The sequence below is a fragment of the Methylobacterium sp. Leaf399 genome (assembly GCF_001424525.1).
In the GTDB taxonomy this organism is placed as follows: domain Bacteria; phylum Pseudomonadota; class Alphaproteobacteria; order Rhizobiales; family Beijerinckiaceae; genus Methylobacterium.
In genome coordinates this window covers 15,470-32,960 of the sequence record NZ_LMQK01000016.1, presented here as the reverse complement: position 1 = coordinate 32,960, position 17,491 = coordinate 15,470, and the positions used below count along the sequence as shown (strand labels likewise).

Here is a 17,491-nt window from a genome sequence, read left to right as displayed (position 1 = left end):
ATCGCATCCTCCTCAGGCTCCAAACCCAAGGAAGGAATCACGACCGAGATGCTGACGCTACCCCGCGTGAGTCCTGCTCAGCGAGGCTTGGTATTAGCCCTGATCTTGGGTGGGGTCATTTTTGGAAGCTTTTTCACAGCCTGCGCCGTTCCGGGCAGAGTCATGGATGCGCTTGCGACCACGTTCGTCCCCCCTGCAAGGCAGGGACCCGTGGGTCGTTTCCCGACCCATCCCCTTGGATGAGAACGATACGGTCGTCGCTACCCAGTCACAATGCCGGCATTGCTCCCCCTTGCGGGATCCACAACCTAGTGGCGGCCACAACACAGTTTCCGGCAACCCATGATCGACAGGCGATATCGAAGGGATGAATGGTTTGGTCGCCTAGCGCGGCCTGGCCCAGCAGGTTCGAAACGGATCTGCCCGCGCGCCGATGGCGTGGTTCGCCGACCATCAATCGAGGTGAGTTAGGCGGTCCTCGTCCGGGTCCGGTTGACCAGCGAGTCGGGCCGCCACTTGCCCAAGCCGCTTTTGAGCCCTCGCATCGACGACCGCGCGCCATTCCTTCAGCGCATCAACGAACGCACCGTATCGCCGGGTGATCTCCGTGACTGGGCCCTCTTTGGAGGACTCGGCAAGCAAGCAGCGCTCGATGATGGACGGCAGAGTGTCGGGCGCACTGATACGGCCTCGCCCCATCTGTGCCAGCACGTGCCACATCCCGGCGGTGAAGCCTGTGGTTTTCGGGATGAGCCAATCGCCTTCCGTCCGTTCCAGCAGCCAGTCGGCCGTGACGCGCTCCATGCGTACATCCGGCGGCTCGTCATACTCCTGCTCTTCTTCGTCTGACCGGTCGAGCAACGCCTCCTCCAGCTGCCAGGCAGCCCGGAGCGGACCACTGCCAAGGTCGACCGAGCAGCGGTTCCAGCCTGGGCCAAGTCGGTCGACAGACGCCCGGTCCGTGACCTTGTAATCCTTCCCGTTGGGAAGAACGACTTCGTGGGAAAAGATTGCGACCGGTCCCACGATACCGGAGATCCTTCCGATCCCGAGGGAGAAGATCTGACGGCGGCTGACCCACGCCCCGAAACTGCGCTTTGCCGAGTGAACGGCGTCGAAGTCCACGCGCACCCGTTCATCCGTGACCCCGATTTCCGAGACGGCTACCACAACGGGGACCGTCCGAGGCGGCAGCCAACGCGTTGCCATCCGGACGCAAGGTATGGCCTCGTGTTCCCACCAACCGAATTCGTCGACGCCGTCGAATACTAACCCGGCATCCCGTTCAATCGGCAGTACCTGCTGTCGCTCTATGAGGTCGAAGTACCGTTCGAGCGGATAGAGCCTGTCGAGATGGGCCGGCAGGCGAGCCAGTAGCTCGACGACCTCGTTCGCCGCCCGCCGCTCGTCATCGGCCGCCTGTTCGGCGCCTGGCCAAAAGCGAGTGCCTTTCGCGAGGGCGAGCAAAGCGTTGTCAGGGTCGTCACCCGCGATCTTGGCAGCGGCCTGGACGACGGCGAGATATTTGGCGGGCTTACCGGCCAGAACTCTCGTGGGATGGCGTACCTTGAATTCTTCTTCGGTGTCGATGCCCTGAGGCAGGACATACTGTTGGAGCGCACGGACTTCCTCTCGGCCGTAGAGGGCGCCCCCGATCTGACGCACGACCAGTCGATTGGCAGCTTCGAGGCCATAGACGTAGTCCCTAGCGTTCCTCGCCATGACGACGCGCTCTGAGAACTCCATCGCCTTTTTGATCGCGAGCTTGGGCTCAACGAGCCTTGCGGTTTCCTTACGCCTGGTCGCGTCGGCAAAGCTCGCGGACGCGACGACGGAGATCTTGGGCTCTTCCTTGCCGGCGACAGGACGCATCGGAGCCGGGAAAGGCACGACGTTGTCCGGGTGCCCGTTGATATCGCGTTTATCGCTCACTGGCGTTCTCCCTTGATGGTGAGGACGGTGACGACCGCGTCATCCAGATTGGACAGCACCAGTTCGACGCGACGGGCCCGGTCGATCAGATGAGGAGGAACCCCTGCCTCCCTAAGGGAGCGACAGGCTCGATGGGACAGGCTGACGGCGCGACGGCTACGGCCGGCGCGGCGCTCGTGGTCACCGGCATGGTAGACGAGCTCCAGGGCGTCGCGGCGCTTGCCACGCTGCTGGGCACGACGGGTGGCGTGGGACGAGAGGGGTGAGCGATTGCGATTGGACATGGGCACCTCGGTTGGAGCCCCGATATGAACCTGACACCGAACTTTCGCTGTCCCCGACTGTATTCGAATAGGGACGAATTAAGGGACTTTGGAAGCGTCAAAAAGGGACAACTCCGCGTCGGCTAAAGGACTGTCTGGCCGCCTAAAAGGGACATGGGTGCATCGTTTCGAGGACATGGCGTGCTGCGATGCCGAAAGAGAAAGAAGCAGTCAGCCGAATCATTCCTCGAAGGCACGCTCCAAATCGCCGAGAACGGAACTCGCATCTGAATGGTGAGTAGCCCAACCGACGGCAGCTTCGGTAAGGCCAGCTACGACGCCACCCATCGCTCTTCCTATCGTCGCCAATGCCTCAGGGTTGCGCGTCGCGTACCCGACGGGGACGGGGAAGCCGTCACGGGACGGAACATGGAGAAGCACCACCGCCCAGAGACGGGGCTGAACGATCATCTCCAGCGACAGGGGGATGAGGTGGGCCGGCACGAGAACACAGGTGTCGAAGAGTGGCGATTGACGTCCGTCGCGTCCCGCGCCGTAGGCGCGCTGGATATCACGCATGGACTTGTCACCGTCGTCGGAGCGCGGCATCAGCACGATCCCGGCCTTGGGCGAAAGGCTCGACTTGATCGTGCGTGACACCTCCATGAGGTCGGAGCTCGCGCCCCAGGCGGCGTGGGACGCGGGGACCCAGACGACCGGGACGCCTTCGGTTTCGGGTCCCGGAATTCCGTCCAGGAACGCGGAAAGACGGGAGAGGAACCCGGGCGAGGTGACGGATCCGCCCAGGCGAATGGAAGGGCCAAGACTCTCCGAAAGGGGCGACGGCTGATTTTGGGATGCAAGCTGCATCCAGGTGAGAGGATTAACCGTCGGCGAGCGACTAGGTCCGAGGAGCACGCCCCCGTCCCACGAAGCTGAGTACGCTGCGCCCTCGGCGTGATCGCCGGGGGCCACGATGCGCTTGACGGCGCCGTTCAGGGCCTCGATGAGATCCTTCCTAGCGTCTCGCCGGCCGCGTTCCCGAAGAAAGCCGAAATCGGGGTCGACACCGTCCCCTTGAGACGGCGTGTAATGGATGGGTATCGTCACCGGTACGGTCGACCGACCGAGGGGAACGGCGTCGCCGCTCAGGGTGTGCAGGGTGACGGGAGAGGATCCGTCATTCCGAAAGCGACGGTCCCGCCACTCCCCGAAGTTCATCCGGAAGCCCAGGGTGCCCTCCTTGCTGGCCGCCGCCGCCTTTTCCTTGTTCGGAATTTCGAGTTCGGCGATCCAGGGCAGCCGGACGTTGTCGGGGACATCGACCGGCGCGAAGCTGATCATGTCCAACGTGACCTTCTCGTCCAGCGTCTCGATGTCGAGCAGTACGAGTTCGCCTGTCACCGGATCGAACGCACTCTCGCCTTTGAAGGCAAGTTGGATTCTGTCCTCCGATGCATCCAGATACCCGTCGAGCAGGAGTTCCTGCACGAGGGTTCGGGTTTCGCCGTCCGAGAACCCCAGGAACGCTCCGAGCTCTCCGTGCGTGAGTTCGCCCACGTCCCGCAGGAGCCTCATCGCGTACTCGGTCGCGAGGCTTACATAGCCCTTCTTCAGCAACGTTCCCTCGACGTGGAACCTGCGGGAGGGAACCATGAACGTGAGCCGGTCCACCGGAATGACGACGTCTTCGGGGACGAGCGTGAGTCGGGGGCGTCCCGTGGTCATGCTGCCTCCGTTCGCGTCGTGCTGGTACCCGAAAGGCGTCCGGCGGCCTCCATGCGGGAAAGGACCTCCGGAAGCTTGCCCGCCGACGACCGGAACAACTGTGCAGACCCCACTACCACGAGCCGGTCCATCGCGCGCGAGAGGGCGACGTTGATCCGGTTCTCGCGGTCGAGAAATCCGATCTGTCCCCGGTCGTTACTCCGTACCAACGACACGATCACGATGCGGTTTTCTTTGCCCTGATAGCTGTCGACCGTCTCGATCTTCACCAGCGAGCGCATGTCCCTCGGCACCGAGGAGGTGGCCAGCAGGTCCCGAATGAGCTCACGCTGCTGGGAGTACATGCAGATCACGCCGACCAGCGGCTCGCCCTCCTTGAGGTCGCGCTTGGCGCGATCCAGAAAATCACCCTGTTCGGAGAGACTCTCCAGCATCTTGACGATGAGTTGGGCCTCGGTCGGGTTGTTGAAGCTGTATCCCTTCCGCGACTCCCCGAGCCGCGATCCGCTATCCACCCAGGCGAATTCTCCGTCGAACGGAAACGGAAGGCCGTCGTAATGCGAGCCGGGCGGGCCTCGCTCCGTGATCAGGCCGACATCGGGGTAAAAGACGTCGGACACCAAGCTGCCGATCCCGGGCGCCATGCGGTACTGCCGCTTCAGGGCAATCCCGACTGCCTGCCCGTAGGGGGAGCCGAAGGCACGCTCGAAATCGCTGCGGAGAAGTTCGGGCTCGTCCGTGATCCCGGTCGTCACCGCGAGTTGCCTGACCAACTCCCGGTTCATGCTGGGAGGAAGCTGCCTGTGATCCCCCACGAGGAGCACCCGATGGGCCGACTGCATGGCGACGGCCAACTCGCTGGATGTAGCCCTGGCGGCCTCGTCGATGATGACGAGGTCGAACGTCTTTTCCGTGATCCGGAGCTTTGCGTCGCCGACACCGACGCAGGTCCCGCAGACCAGCCGACGGCTTCCGGCCAGGAACTCCTCAAGCGTCCTGCTCTTCGTACGGAGGGTCCTCACCCAATCGCGGCCGGTCTCCCGTACCGCGCGCAGTCGGCGGACAGCGCTCAGATCCCTGACGTCGTGGATGGCACAGACCGCGGTCACCGTCGCCCCCTCGATCTCGGCGGCCTCGGCATCGGCATCGACCTTAACGCCGAAACGGTTCAGTTGGGCTTCGAGCGCGTCCTTGAGACCGGCCACCCTGGGGGATAGGCTCGCGGCATCGTCGTCCTCCGACCGTTCCTCGATGCCGCGCAGACGCGCAAGCTGCCGAGCGATCTCTACGGGTCCCTCGTAAGCTTCGAACAGGTCTTCGGCGAACGGCCGTGGCAGGCCGAGCCGACGCGCGATCATGCACAAGCGCTCCTTCGCCTCGGCTTCGAACCGCGCGACGTAGAGGTCGTGGACCGCTCCGACATGGGATCGGCGAAGGGAAGTCGATATCTTCTCGGGGTCCTTGGCGATCCGAAGGAGGTCGAGGCCGCCTTCCGTATCCTGCATCAAGGTCTGGATGCGTTCGGCTGCCGTGTTCACCGCTTCGTGCGACTGGGACACGAGCAGGACGTTACGGCACCCGCCTTTGGTCAGGGCGTAATGTGTAAACCCGGCGATGAAGGTGGTCTTGCCGGTTCCAGGGGGACCTTGAAGAAGGCCGACGGGTCCCTTCGTCCAGAGGAGATGGAAGGCCGCGACCTGATCGGGATTGAGTCGGTACTGGTCGAGATCGGCGCCCTGGATCGGTTCTCCCACTCCGTACGGCTCGGCGTTGAAGCTCGGGTCGAAGTAGCCGACAAGGTCCTTGATCGGGTTGCGGCCCTCAAGGATGCGACGGACCGCTCGCGACCGACGCTTAAGGCTTTCCGCGTCCTGTGTCGGCTGTATCGTGAGGACGTCGCCCACCTTCAGGTGACGCGCCGCCCCGGTCACGCGGTAGGCGAGCGTGCCTGCCGTGGTGAACTCGCCTGCCACCGATCCTATCCGGGTGCCGTTGAAGAACACCGCATCGCCGCTTAGGACACCGTCGATCTCGGCGTCGTCGTCATGGGCTGCGAGCGCCACGCCCCTCGTCATGTCGGAGACGACCTCATCGAGCAGGGTCAGGCTTGGCCTGAGGCTCTCCTCTGCCTGGATCTGTTCCTGCCAAAAGCGCGCGGTCGGGAAGCGCGGCGCGCGGGGTTGTACCACCTGTACCTGGCCGCCCGTACGCGCCTGAACGGTCACGGGTGCAATCGTATCGGTGCCCATCCACGCGGACAGCTCATCCCTCTCCAGCAACCCATCGAGACCGTCGACGGAAACTCGGCCCGCGGAGAACAGCACAACCGTCCCGGAAAAGCTGACTGACTTGTTCTTACTTGCCCACGCATGGGCCTGGGCCGTCGCGTCGCCCTGCCTGATCGCTTGCACTGACTTCGTCGCGCGGTCGAACGCGAGGGTGAGCTGGCATTCGAATCCGACGATGTTGATTGTGTCGGGATTGGAGCCCAAGACGACGTGATACTGACCGTCGTCCGCGAGAATGGGACCCGGTGTCTGGCAGCGTGGGAAACCCAGGGTGATGGAGAGGTTCTCGCCAACGACGACCTGGTGAGCCTGTGCCAAGGCGTCAGTGAGCGGCCCGAGCGTCGTCCAGGGCGCCTCGGGATCGGCGCATTTTTCGATGGCCTTGGCGAGCCTGAGGAGTTCCGGGGCGTCAACCGAAACGACCTTGGCAGCGAGTTCCGAGACGATGGTCGCGACGGCGTAGCGGTCCCTTGCGAACGCGTCGGCACCACCATCGGGCGGCATGTAGGCCAGCGTCGCACGCTCTCCGGCTGCCTCGGTGCTGAAATCGAGGAAGTCGACGATATGGGGCTCCAGTGTCTCCGTCCCGGTGACGAGGATGTTCCCCGGCTTGAGGTCACCGTGCGGAACGCCGAGTTCATGCGCCTCGTTCACTGCATCGATCAGCAGGGCTGAGAAATGCCGAAGCTGTTCCGGTGCCCAGGACGATACGTCGATGCCTTCGAGGGCTTCGCCGGGCAGATAGTCCTGCAGGAGGAAGAGGCCGTCCTGACTCAGGCACGCCAACCTGACGCGTGGCAACCGACCCGTGCCGGATCCGCGCAACCGGTCGGCCCTGGCGAAGAACTCGATGAGCTTGGCCGCGCTCTTCGAGCGCTCGCCGAGCGACCGCTCCGGCCAGTTCTTGACCAGCATGGTCTCACCGCCGGCGAGGGTCGTGTAGATGCGGCAGCGCCCCTTATGGAGCATGGTGCCGATGGGGTAATCGACTGTTGGATCGATTTCAGTTTCGTAGGCCGTGAGGTCGACAGATCCAAGCCTGGAACGTCCGGCCTGCAGAGCCGCCATCAGGGCGTCATGGGCAGAGACGCAGTCGATATACCGTGCGGCCGGGTCCCAGTTGAGACAAGTGTCGAACCATTCGCGAAGCGCCTCGGGCACGATGGACTTCGCAGCGTCGTCGAGCTTCGACCAGTCCGGGACCTTCGCATCCTCCGGTGGGGCTTCACCGCCGAGGAGGCGCCAAGCAGCCGTCCCCAGGAGAAATACGTCCTGCTGATAGGCGGTGCCCTGATCCACGACGCCTGTGTCCTCAGGCAGGATCAATCCCGCCCCCAGCACTTTCGCTCGTAGGAGCCCTATCGTTCGACGCTCCGGGAACCATGCCGCCCCGAAGCTCGAAAGCGACACCCGGGCGCGAGCCGGGTCGATCCATATCGAGTGCAATCCGAGGTCACGATGCGCGACCTGCGCCCGATGCAGGTTGGCGACGTGACCCGATAGGACTTTCACCAATTCCAGGCGGGTGTCGAAGCTAAGCTCCGAGCCCACCACGATGGCCCGGGACAGTCGGAGCAGGTGCCGGTCCCGGTCGAACAGGTCCCAGTGCCTGGGTCCCAGTTCCACATCGCTGTCGCGATGGCGCAGAGGGACCGCCGACAGGTCGGGATTTCGGTCGATGAGGTGATGGATGACCGAGCGTTCGCGAACCAGAAGGTCCTTGCGCTCAGGACCGTGCCGAAGCTCATCGTCGCCGGTGAAGTCCCAGACGCGGAGGAGGCCAGAGGCGGACGGGGTCTCGACATCACGCGCGAGGTACTCGGCGAAGAGGGCGGTCGAGAATTCGGGGTTCGGATCGACGACCTCGTACCCCCTGAAGCGTGTTTTCCGCGGCTCGAACACACGGCCCGGCGTAAAGAAGCGAAGCACGTGCTCCTTATTTTTAGGGGCCGTAAGGGGATTGTTCGAGTTCCGCGTCGAGTTCGTAAAATAAGAGGCGTAGAACTTCGGGTCTTTTAAACGCAAAAACTGCTCTAGCCTCAGTACGGCCCTTGAGTCGCTATCCAGCAAAGAGGTGTTGCATTGCGGATGGGTTAGAACGACGAGTCCGTCTACATAGGGGCATCCGAGCTTAAACGACTGGGCGTCGAAAACCTGTCGAAGCAGGATGGTGTTGTCTCGGATCTTTTCGACTGGTGACCTGTCCCTGCGCTCTCCGTCCTGGTGCCAATATCCATCGACCAGTTCCAAGCGGCCCTTCCAATGCTTCAGATCGACCATTAGGACGCGGTCGTCCGTGACCAGGATCAGGTCGATCTCCCGCTCGATACGGGCCTTGATCGGATGCCTGACGATGACGTTAGCGAAACCCATCCAATGCGACGGAAATGCTAACTCGATCTCCCTTATCGCCGGAATTTCGGTCTGGAGTGGCCCATCGACGGTGAACGCCTTGATGATCAACTAACGGCCTCGAATGCGTTCTTGTTGATGACGAAGCTGACGCGATGCGGACGTATGCCCGCCGCGAGCAACTTTCACGAATCCCGGGTCCAATTTCCGCGGCGGCAGTGCACTGGAATGGCCGTTCAAGGTCAACCCATACCCGGTCCGATAGGCGTCGGAGCGGTGTGTGATGACGCGCCGATCCAACGGTGGGGACCGTCATTCGGCATAGCCCGGCTTGGCCCGTGCTCCTGCCGTCAAGCCCTTGGTTTGCGGGGCCTGTGATAACCGTCGACGAGCTCACCCAGCGGCATCCGTGTTCCCTCGTCGCCGTTGACCTGCTTCGTCCAGTTTCGGCGGAGCGCCTTAACGAGTTTGATCGGATCTTCGAAGGGGCCATCCACGATGCCTGAGAGCCCGCTGCGGACGTGCCGGTAGAGGGCCGACATGCTCCTGCGTCGCATGTCCTCGATATGAAGCTGCTCGGCAAAGCTCGCCACGAACGCCCCCCATGCGGCCTCGTCTGCCCGAAAGCGAGGCACGTCGATGATCTCGCAACCCGAGATGTATCGCTCCTGGAACACGTCGTCGTCCGCCAGGGTAAGATCGTGTCGTACCCGTTCCTCGAACCGGTCTCCGTAGTGTTTCCGATCCAGCCCGCCGCGGGATGAGGCGAGATATCTGCCGGCGTCCTCACCCAGGGTCGACCACAATCCCTCTAGGCGGTCGAGGTGTCGCGCCTTCGCATGCTCCAACTGGGTTTGGTCTTTCAGCAAGGCCAATCGCCCCAATGTGCGGACGCGCCCTTTCCGTCCCGCCTTGACGAATACGCGGCCACGCTCCTTCCTGCAGGAAGCCGAGCACCAGGCACCCAGCTGCGTCCATACGAAGTACCGGCCCTTCCATCGTTCCCCACCGCCGGAACCGCCGTTTTCGGTTTCGACGTAGGGTAGGGTCAGCCTCTTCGTCGGCGTCGTCTCGAACCCCAGCGCCAGAACGCGGCGCTCCAGGTTACCGGGCGGCAACCGTTCGCGAAGGTCCACGCTGATGCGCAGGAACTCCGGATTGGGCCGATACTCGGCCACGATGAAGCCGCGCTGAAGCCAAAGGTCGAAGCTGCCGATTCTGGCGTCGGCGGGTTTGATGCGCATGCTCGGCAGGCGCATCGACACACCACGCGCCAGTTCGACGTCCGGATGCTCGTCGATGCGCGTTGCGGCGCCGGTGCAGGCGGCCACGACGGCTGCGCTGACGCGTTCCGCCCAGCGGATCGTGTCATGGTGCTTGGCGGCGGTTAGCCTGACCTTGCAGAACAGTTCTGCGTTGATCCCGCCCGCGAAGGCTGCTCCGGTGGCATTTCCCGAGCCGCAGACGAGCGTGTGCGCCCTGTTCCCCGCGGTGGTCCGCCAGGCGATGTGCATGATCTTCGCGTGCATGAGCCCACGCACTCCGCCCAGCGCCGTCTGTACCTCGGTCCCGGATTTGGAGAGCCTTGCGAGCATCGTGATGTCGTCAGGTCGGCACCCGTCATCGACGAGCACCAGAAGCCTCACCGGCGCCAGGTCATTCAACAGACGCTCGAAGAACGACCTCTCGACGAAGGGGGCGATCACGAGGACTGAGACCGCCTGCCAACCGGGATGGCTCAACAGGTCGTAGTGGTGTCGTCCCACGAGGCTCCCCCGCCGCCCGCGTCAAATCGCAAACGTCTTGAGTGTCAGGGTTTTCCACTTCCGTGGGCAAGGGCCGGCTTATTGTTTCGCGCAGGCGTGTGGCTTGATCCCATCGTGGCCGAGCCTCTTCCGGTAATGGAGACCACAGCCGTTACAGTTCTCGAATCCGGTGACCGCTTCTTCACGCCCCGTATCCATGATGCCCCGAACGGTTTCGGGGCGGCGGTCATGGTGGACAGGGCAGAGGTCTTTCGGGTCGCGGACAAGCTGCGTTCGCTGAGGGGCGAGAAGAAGGTCCGGGTCGGGTGACGTCCCCACGGACGCGGGGGGAGAAACCGTCCGGCGGTGGCGGGCCGACACTGCGGCTCGGGTCAGGCGGCGGCGACCACCGGTAGTTCGTCGACCCTGGTAGTGTATCGCGGCGACCGCATCTCGAACTTGGTCGACCACTCCCGCTTCGGGGCGAAACCGGCCGCTCCCGGTACGACGGCCCCTCGACCGAACCGCCGATTGCACGCGTCGAGAGCCGCCATCAGCGCCGCACCCTGCTCGCGGTCGATCTGCCCTAGCCCTGGCAGGGCCCGCTGCGAGGCAGCCAGGGGCACGAGATCTGTGGTGACGACCCCGGCTTTGGAATAGCGGTACCCGTCCCTCCAGGTCTTCCTGACGCCGTGCAGGCACGCCTTCACCAGCACACGGGTGTCGTTCGATGCTTCTGGCAGGGTCACCACGGTCGACACCGACCGCTGCGGCCGGTCGCGGTCATGCTCCGAGGTGTGGAAGAAGACCGTGACATGATCGGTCCCGAGCCTCTCGCCCCGGAGCTTCTCCCCGAGCCTGGCGGCGTGGGCGGCAATAGCCTCCTCCATGGTCGCGAGATCTTCGACGCGGTTCGAGAAGCTGCGGGTGACCGCGCAGCCCTTCCGGGTGGCGGGCAGCGTCTCCAGGTCGACGCACGCCTCGCCGCGGAGCTCACGGACGAGGCGCTCGCCGACCACGGTCATGGCCTTGCGGGCGACGCGGGTGTCGAGGTCGCGCACGTCCGCGGCGCTGTCGCATCCGAGCGCCTCCAGGCGCCTGGCGTTGGCCGGACCCACGCCCCAGATGTCGCCCACCGGCACGCGGATGATCCAGTGGTCGTACTGCTCCGGATCGGTCAGGTCGCAGACGCCGCCGAGCTCCGGGTTCTTCTTGGCGACGTGGTTGGCGAGCTTGGCGAGGGTCTTGGTCGGGCCGATCCCGACGCAGGTCGGGATGCCCGTCCAGGCCCGCACGGTCGCCCGCATGTCCCGTGCAAGGGTCTCCCGATCCGACTCCCGCACGTCGGAGATGTCCAGGAAGCTTTCGTCGATGGAGTAGACCTCGATGCGGGGGGAGAAGCCCCGGTAGACCGCATTCACGCGGGCCGACATGTCGCCGTAGAGGGCGTAGTTCGAGGAGTAGACCCGGACGCCCTGGCTCCGGCACATGTCCCGGATCTTGAACCAGGGCTCGCCCATGCGGATGCCGAGCGCCTTGGCCTCGTTGGTCCGGGCAATCGCGCAGCCGTCGTTGTTCGACAGCACGATCACGGGCAGGCGTGCGAGGCGTGCGTCGAAGACCCGTTCGCACGAGCAGTAGAAGCTGTTGCCGTCGGAGAGGGCGTAGGCCCGGGCGGTCATTCGCAGCGGCGCTTGGCGCAGATGGAACCGGAGACGACGCCCCAGACCTCGACGAGGGCATCCGGTGCCAGCCGGTACTCGGGGAAGCGCGGGTTGGCGAAGTGCAGGGTGATGCGCGGACCCTGCCGCTTCCAGACCTTGAACGACCGTTCCCCGTCGATGTCGACCACCACGATGTCGCCGTTGCGCGGGGTCAGGGACCGGTCGACCACCGCGAGGTCGCCGTCGAACAAGCGCGCGAGGATCATGCTGTCGCCGGCCACCCGGACGAGGAAGGTCGCCGGCCGGTTGAAGATCAGCAGGCGCTGCAGGTCGATCTCCTCCTCGATGAAGTCGTCCGCCGGGCTGGGGAAGCCGGCCCGGACAGGTCTCGCGAGAAGAGGCACCGGCATGGGAAGGCCGATGGTGACGCCCGTGATCTGCATGGTGCTCCTCCGCGAATCCAGAATTCGAACAAACCATGAACGAAGTCGACGCGTTCCGTCCAGCGGTTACGCTTGATCGGGCGGGCAAATTCGGATGCCGCCATCTCGGGGCACTGGACGCTCGGTCATCGCGAATGGCCGCGACGGCATCTCTCGGCCCCAGTCCGGCTTGGCGGCCGTGGCAGGGCGTCCCGAGCCGATGGGTGCCGAAAGAGTGAGCCCGGTTCAACTCTCCGACAAATGGCGCTCATCGTGAATGGTGCATCCCCGCGTCCGGTCGCGGGTTAGAACCCCGTCACAGCAATACGAGGACGCAGCCCACCGACCGGTGGGAGAGCGGGCGCGGACATGCGTCCCGTCCCTCGTCCGCGTCCCGTGCCCACCTCGGAACGGATCGAACCCAAATGACCACCCAACGTCCCCTCGCCATCGTCACCGGCGGCTCCTCCGGCATCGGCTTCGAGCTCGCCAAGCAGTTCGCCGGGAACGGCTTCGACGTCGCGATTACCGGTTCCAGCGACAAGGTCCACGACGCCGCCGGCGCGCTGCGCGACCTCGGCGTCGAGGCCTACCCCCACAAGGCCGACGCCGGCACCTTCGACGGCGTCGAGGGCTTCTGGACGTTCGTGACCGGCCTGGGTCGGCCGGTCGAGGCCGCCGCGCTCAACGTCGGCATCGGCCAGGGCGGCGCCTTCGTCGACAACTCGCTGGAGGACGAGTTCAAGCTGATCGCCGTCAACATCACCGGCACCGTGCATCTCGCCAAGCGCGTCGTGCAGCACATGGTCCCGAACGGGCGGGGCCGCATCCTGATCACGTCCTCGGTCTCGGCCACCCTGCCGACCCCCTACGAGACCGTGTACGGCCCGTCCAAGGCGTTCGGCTTCATGTTCGCCGAGAGCCTGCGCGAGGAGCTCCGCGAGACCGGGGTGACGGTCACGGCGCTCCTGCCGGGGGCGACCGACAGCCAGTTCCACAAGAACGCCGGCATGGGCACCAGCGCCATCGACGGGGGCAAGAAGAACGACAGGACCGAGGTCGCCCGGCAGGGCTTCGAGGCCCTGATGAACGACGTCGACCACGTCGTGGGCGGCGACGCGGAGACTAAGCAGCAGGTCGTCGACAACCGTCGTACGCCGGAGCCGGAGAAGGCGGCGCGCCACGCCAAGCTCACCCGGCTCCAGGGTTGAGGACGCCGCCATGGGCAACCTCGCCAACGCCGTCACCATCGTCACCGGCGCCTCCTCAGGCATCGGCGCCGCCACCGCCAAACGGCTCGCCGCCTCCGGCGCCAGGGTCGTCCTGGCCGCCCGCAACGAGGACAAGCTGAAGGCCCTCGTCTCGGAGATCACGGATGCCGGCGGCATGGCCACCTTCAGGGTCACCGACGTCACCGATCCCGATGACATGAATGCTCTCGTCGGGCTCGCGGAGGAGACCTACGGCCCCGTCGACATCCTCGTGAACAACGCTGGCCTGATGCTTTTCTCCAAGTGGGAGGACACCGCGGTCGGGGACTGGGACAGGATGATCGACACCAACCTGCGGGGTTACCTCCACGCCATCGCGGCCGTGCTGCCGTCGATGATGGAACGGAAGTCCGGCCGCATCCTGAACATGAGCTCGGTCGCCGGCATCCACGTCGGCGAAGGCGCCGGGGTGTACGGGGCGACCAAGTTCTTCATCCGGGGCATCACCGAGAGCCTTCGGCAGGAAGTCGGCGTCGGCAGCGGCATCCAGGTGTCGATGGTGAGCCCCGGTGTGATCGACACGGGCTGGGCCGATAAGGTCTCGGACGCCGAGGGACGCAAGGCGGCCCAGGCCCTGAACGAGGGTGCGATCCCGCCCGAGACCGTCGCGGAGGCCGTCGCCTACGCCCTCGACCAGCCGGCGAACGTCACGGTCAACGACGTGGTGATTCACCCCACCGGCCAGCGTTGGTGAGGCGCTCGTCGCCTGGGTCAGACATTCCTATCGATCCGATGGAGAACCCCACGATGAAGTCCACGCTGCTTCTGGCCGCGACCCTGCTCGCCGGGACGGCGCTCCTGCAGGCGACCGCCCAGGAATCCGAACCGGGACGTCCACACCGTCCGTTCGCGGAACGGCCGCCGGTCGATCCGGCCATCCTGGTCGAGAAGGCGACCCGCGACCCGTTCGTACAGCCGAACGACCGCGCGCTCTTCCCCGGCCTGCCTCCCAGCGCCCCGGTGCAGCGTCAGCCGGCGCCGCGCGACGTGCCCCCGGAGGGGCAGGTGCTCGAACGCCGCCCGCCGGTGAACCCCTCGCAGCACCCGGCCTTCGCCGGCCAGACGCGCGCCGTGACCGTCAGGACGAAGACGCCCATCGAGGAAACGGTGGTCGCACGCGGGCTGTCGTATCCGTGGTCGCTCGCCTTCATGCCGGACGGGCGCATGCTGGTGACGGAGAAGTCCGGCGCCCTGCGCGTCGTCACCCAGCGGGGTGAGGTCTCCGAGCCGGTCGCCGGCGTTCCCCCGGTCATGCATGCCGGCGATTGCGGCCTCCTCGCGGTGCTGGTCGACCCCGATTTCGCATCCAACCGGTTCGTCTACCTCTCCTTCGTCGGGTACCGACCCAACGGGCATGCGCTGATGGTCGTCCGCGGTCGCCTATCGGCCGACGACAAGTCCATCGAGGGCGTCGAGCAACTCCTCACCCTGCCGCCGTTCAGCGGGATCAACCACTACGCCGGCGGCATGGTCATCGGCCATGACGGCAAGCTCTACGTCGGAACGTCCGAGTGGATCACCGACGAGACGCGGATCGCCGCCCAGCTGCCCGCCTCGCCCATGGGCAAGATCCTGCGCATCGACCGCGACGGCTCGATCCCGGCGGACAACCCCTACGTCAACGTCAGCGGCGCCGAGCCCCGGGTCTGGTCCATCGGCCATCGCGATCCCGAGGGCCTGGCCCTCGACCCCAAGACCGGCGGCCTCTGGATCAGCGACCACGGTCCGCAGGGCGGCGACGAGATCGACCGGGTCGAGCCCGGCCACAACTACGGCTGGCCGCTGGCCGCCTACGGCAAGCGCTACGACGGGGGCCTCCTCGGGGGCGGCCGCTCCCAGTTCCCAGGTACCGACCAGCCGGCCTACTACTGGGATCCCGCCATCGCACCGGCCGGCATCGCGTTCTACACCGCCGACCTCGTTCCGGAGTGGAAGGGCAACCTGTTCGTCGCCGCCCTCGGCGGACACCACCTCGCTCGGCTCGTCCTGGAGGACGGCAAGGTCACCGGCGAGGAACGGTTGCTCCGGGGGAACGATCAGCGTGTCCGCGACGTGAAGCAGGCGCCCGACGGCGCGCTCTGGGCGGTCACGGACGACGCCGATGGTCGCCTCATCCGGCTCTCGCCACGCCGCTGACCTTCGAGATGTTACGGATGGTAGCTGAACGTCGAGTCCGGTTGCGACCCTTCATAGACCCTCCCACGATTCGTTTTGAGGAAGCTTGGTCGAGAATGAGTTACGTCCGGGTTGGGTGGTTTCCTGCCCATCCGCTTACGGACGGCGGATGCATCAAAGCGGACCATGGTGCGGGATCCGCTCAATACGGCTCCTCCGCGACCTGCCAAACGTCCGCCCTCAGGTATTTGAAGGAACAGCATCGAAGCGAAGACGAGCATCGCGAATGCTCTGATGACTAGCTTCAGCCCATTCGACCAACGCTTGCAGGGGGGCTAGCAGCGAGCGCCCCAGATCCGCCAGCCGATATTCGACGCTCGGGGGACTGGTCGGGAAAACATGACGGGTGATGAGCCCATCGCGCTCCAGGTTCCGCAGACACTGCGTCAACATCCGCTTCGAGATATCCGGAATGGACCGGTTCAGCTCTCCGAAACGCCGAGGGCCGCCGGCCAGCGCAATCACGATCAAGGTCGTCCATTTGTCGCCAAGGTGATCGAGCACGTCCCGGACCGGACAGCGGGCCGGATCGAAGCTCATGCGCTGCCAGCTGTCGAACTTGCCGGCCAGCCCGCTAACGTCGCTCATACCGGTGGTTCCTTCCCCGTAACCAGGTCCCCAAAACCTGCCTCCTTACGGGCGGCCTCGGTCTCACTTATAGACCTTGTACCGATACCGAACCACCAAGGCTTTGACACATGACGCTCCCATCCCACATGCGTCTGTTCGTGACGGGCGCCACAGGCCAACTCGGTGGCCTCGTCATCCAAAACCTGCTCCGGACCGTGCCCACCGCACAGGTGGTCGCCGGCGTCCGCGATGCCGGAAGCGAAGGGGCCAGGAAGCTGGCCGGGCTCGGCGTCGAGGTCCGCACAGCCGACTATGCCAAGCCCGACACGCTCGCCACGGCCTTCGCGGGCATCGAGCGGCTGTTGCTGATCTCCTCCAGCGAGGTCGGTCAACGCGCGGTCCAGCACCAGAACGTCATTGCCGCCGCCAAGGCTGCCGGTGTCCGCCTGATCGCCTACACCAGCCTTCTCCATGCCGACACGTCTCCCCTGGCCCTAGCGGAGGAACACCGCGCCACCGAGGCGATGCTCGTGGCGTCTGGGGTGCCCCATGTCCTGCTGCGCAACGGCTGGTACACCGAGAACTATGCGGCCTCGATCCCACCTGCGCTCGCACACGGCGTCTTCCTCGGCAGCGCGGGCGAGGGACGGATCGCTTCGGCGGCGCGGGCCGACTACGCGGCTGCCGCAAGCATCGTGCTGACCGCCGAGACCGACCAGGGTGGGCGTATCTACGAATTGGCAGGCGACGAAGCCTACACCCTATCCGACTTCACCAAGCTCATATCCCAAGCCTCGGGCAAGCCGGTCGCCTACCAGAACCTGCCCGAGGCGGAGTTCAGGGCCGCCTTGATCGGCGCAGGGCTACCCAACGCCTTTGCCGGCCTTCTGGCCGACTCGGATGCTGGCGCCGAGAAGGGCGCCCTCTTCGATGACGGCCGCCAACTCAGTGCGCTCATCGGTCGGCCGACCACCTCGACCTCATCCGTGATCGAGGCAGCGCTCAAGGGTTGATCTGCAAGCCCCTGCCGCCCGGGATAGGTACAAACCCCTCGTGGCGGCGGGATAGGGAAAGAGACCGA

The 17,491-nt window shown here is 65.2% G+C and carries 12 protein-coding genes; 4 read left to right on the top strand and 8 right to left on the bottom strand.

Annotated features, from left to right (window positions below; translation table 11 throughout):
- Positions 1-453 precede the first annotated feature (453 nt).
- The 7 genes from ASG40_RS10960 to ASG40_RS10935 all read right to left on the bottom strand — a co-directional run bounded on the left by ASG40_RS10960 (position 454) and on the right by ASG40_RS10935 (position 12,415).
- Positions 454-1,932 (bottom strand): hypothetical protein, encoded by a 1,479-nt coding sequence (locus ASG40_RS10960; protein ID WP_156387674.1) that lies wholly within the window; start codon positions 1,930-1,932, stop codon positions 454-456.
- Positions 1,929-2,216, bottom strand: coding sequence for a hypothetical protein (locus ASG40_RS21190; protein WP_156387673.1), 288 nt, complete (start codon positions 2,214-2,216; stop codon positions 1,929-1,931). Before ASG40_RS21190 ends, ASG40_RS10960 begins: the two co-directional genes overlap by 4 nt.
- A 219-nt stretch (positions 2,217-2,435) precedes the next feature.
- Complete coding sequence (locus tag ASG40_RS10955; protein ID WP_055885200.1) at positions 2,436-3,923, bottom strand: hypothetical protein; 1,488 nt, start codon at positions 3,921-3,923, stop codon at positions 2,436-2,438.
- Entirely contained in the window at positions 3,920-8,674 is a 4,755-nt protein-coding gene (locus tag ASG40_RS10950; protein ID WP_055885197.1) for an AAA domain-containing protein, read from the bottom strand. The genes ASG40_RS10955 and ASG40_RS10950 overlap by 4 nt, the downstream gene beginning before the upstream one ends.
- A 239-nt stretch (positions 8,675-8,913) precedes the next feature.
- On the bottom strand, positions 8,914-10,329 hold the full coding sequence (locus ASG40_RS10945) for a hypothetical protein (protein WP_055885194.1): 1,416 nt from the start codon (positions 10,327-10,329) through the stop codon (positions 8,914-8,916).
- A 371-nt stretch (positions 10,330-10,700) separates the two neighbouring features.
- Positions 10,701-11,990 carry a Y-family DNA polymerase gene (locus tag ASG40_RS10940; RefSeq protein WP_055885190.1) on the bottom strand — a complete coding sequence of 430 codons (1,290 nt, stop codon included), beginning with the start codon at positions 11,988-11,990 and terminating at the stop codon, positions 10,701-10,703.
- The gene (locus ASG40_RS10935) at positions 11,987-12,415 is read right to left on the bottom strand and encodes a LexA family protein (RefSeq protein WP_055885188.1); all 429 of its coding nucleotides are present in this window, start codon (positions 12,413-12,415) and stop codon (positions 11,987-11,989) included. Before ASG40_RS10935 ends, ASG40_RS10940 begins: the two co-directional genes overlap by 4 nt.
- A 404-nt stretch (positions 12,416-12,819) precedes the next feature.
- Between ASG40_RS10935 and ASG40_RS10930 the strand changes: the two genes are divergently transcribed.
- Genes ASG40_RS10930 through ASG40_RS10920 form a run of 3 tightly spaced genes read left to right on the top strand, consistent with a single transcriptional unit; the run spans position 12,820 to position 15,801 of the window.
- A complete protein-coding gene (locus tag ASG40_RS10930) occupies positions 12,820-13,605 on the top strand; it encodes an SDR family NAD(P)-dependent oxidoreductase (RefSeq protein ID WP_200944250.1) in 786 nt (261 codons plus the stop codon).
- A gap of 10 nt (positions 13,606-13,615) precedes the next feature.
- On the top strand, positions 13,616-14,359 hold the full coding sequence (locus ASG40_RS10925; protein ID WP_055885185.1) for an SDR family oxidoreductase: 744 nt from the start codon (positions 13,616-13,618) through the stop codon (positions 14,357-14,359).
- A 53-nt stretch (positions 14,360-14,412) separates the two neighbouring features.
- The gene (locus tag ASG40_RS10920; protein WP_162243307.1) at positions 14,413-15,801 is read left to right on the top strand and encodes a PQQ-dependent sugar dehydrogenase; all 1,389 of its coding nucleotides are present in this window, start codon (positions 14,413-14,415) and stop codon (positions 15,799-15,801) included.
- 219 nt (positions 15,802-16,020) lie between these two features.
- On the opposite strand, the gene ASG40_RS10915 is transcribed toward ASG40_RS10920, so the two are convergent.
- A complete protein-coding gene (locus tag ASG40_RS10915; RefSeq protein WP_055885179.1) occupies positions 16,021-16,428 on the bottom strand; it encodes a winged helix-turn-helix transcriptional regulator in 408 nt (135 codons plus the stop codon).
- A gap of 110 nt (positions 16,429-16,538) precedes the next feature.
- Here ASG40_RS10915 and ASG40_RS10910 point away from each other — a divergent pair, with 110 nt between their 5' ends.
- A complete protein-coding gene (locus ASG40_RS10910; RefSeq protein WP_055885176.1) occupies positions 16,539-17,423 on the top strand; it encodes an SDR family oxidoreductase in 885 nt (294 codons plus the stop codon).
- Positions 17,424-17,491: the final 68 nt, after the last annotated feature.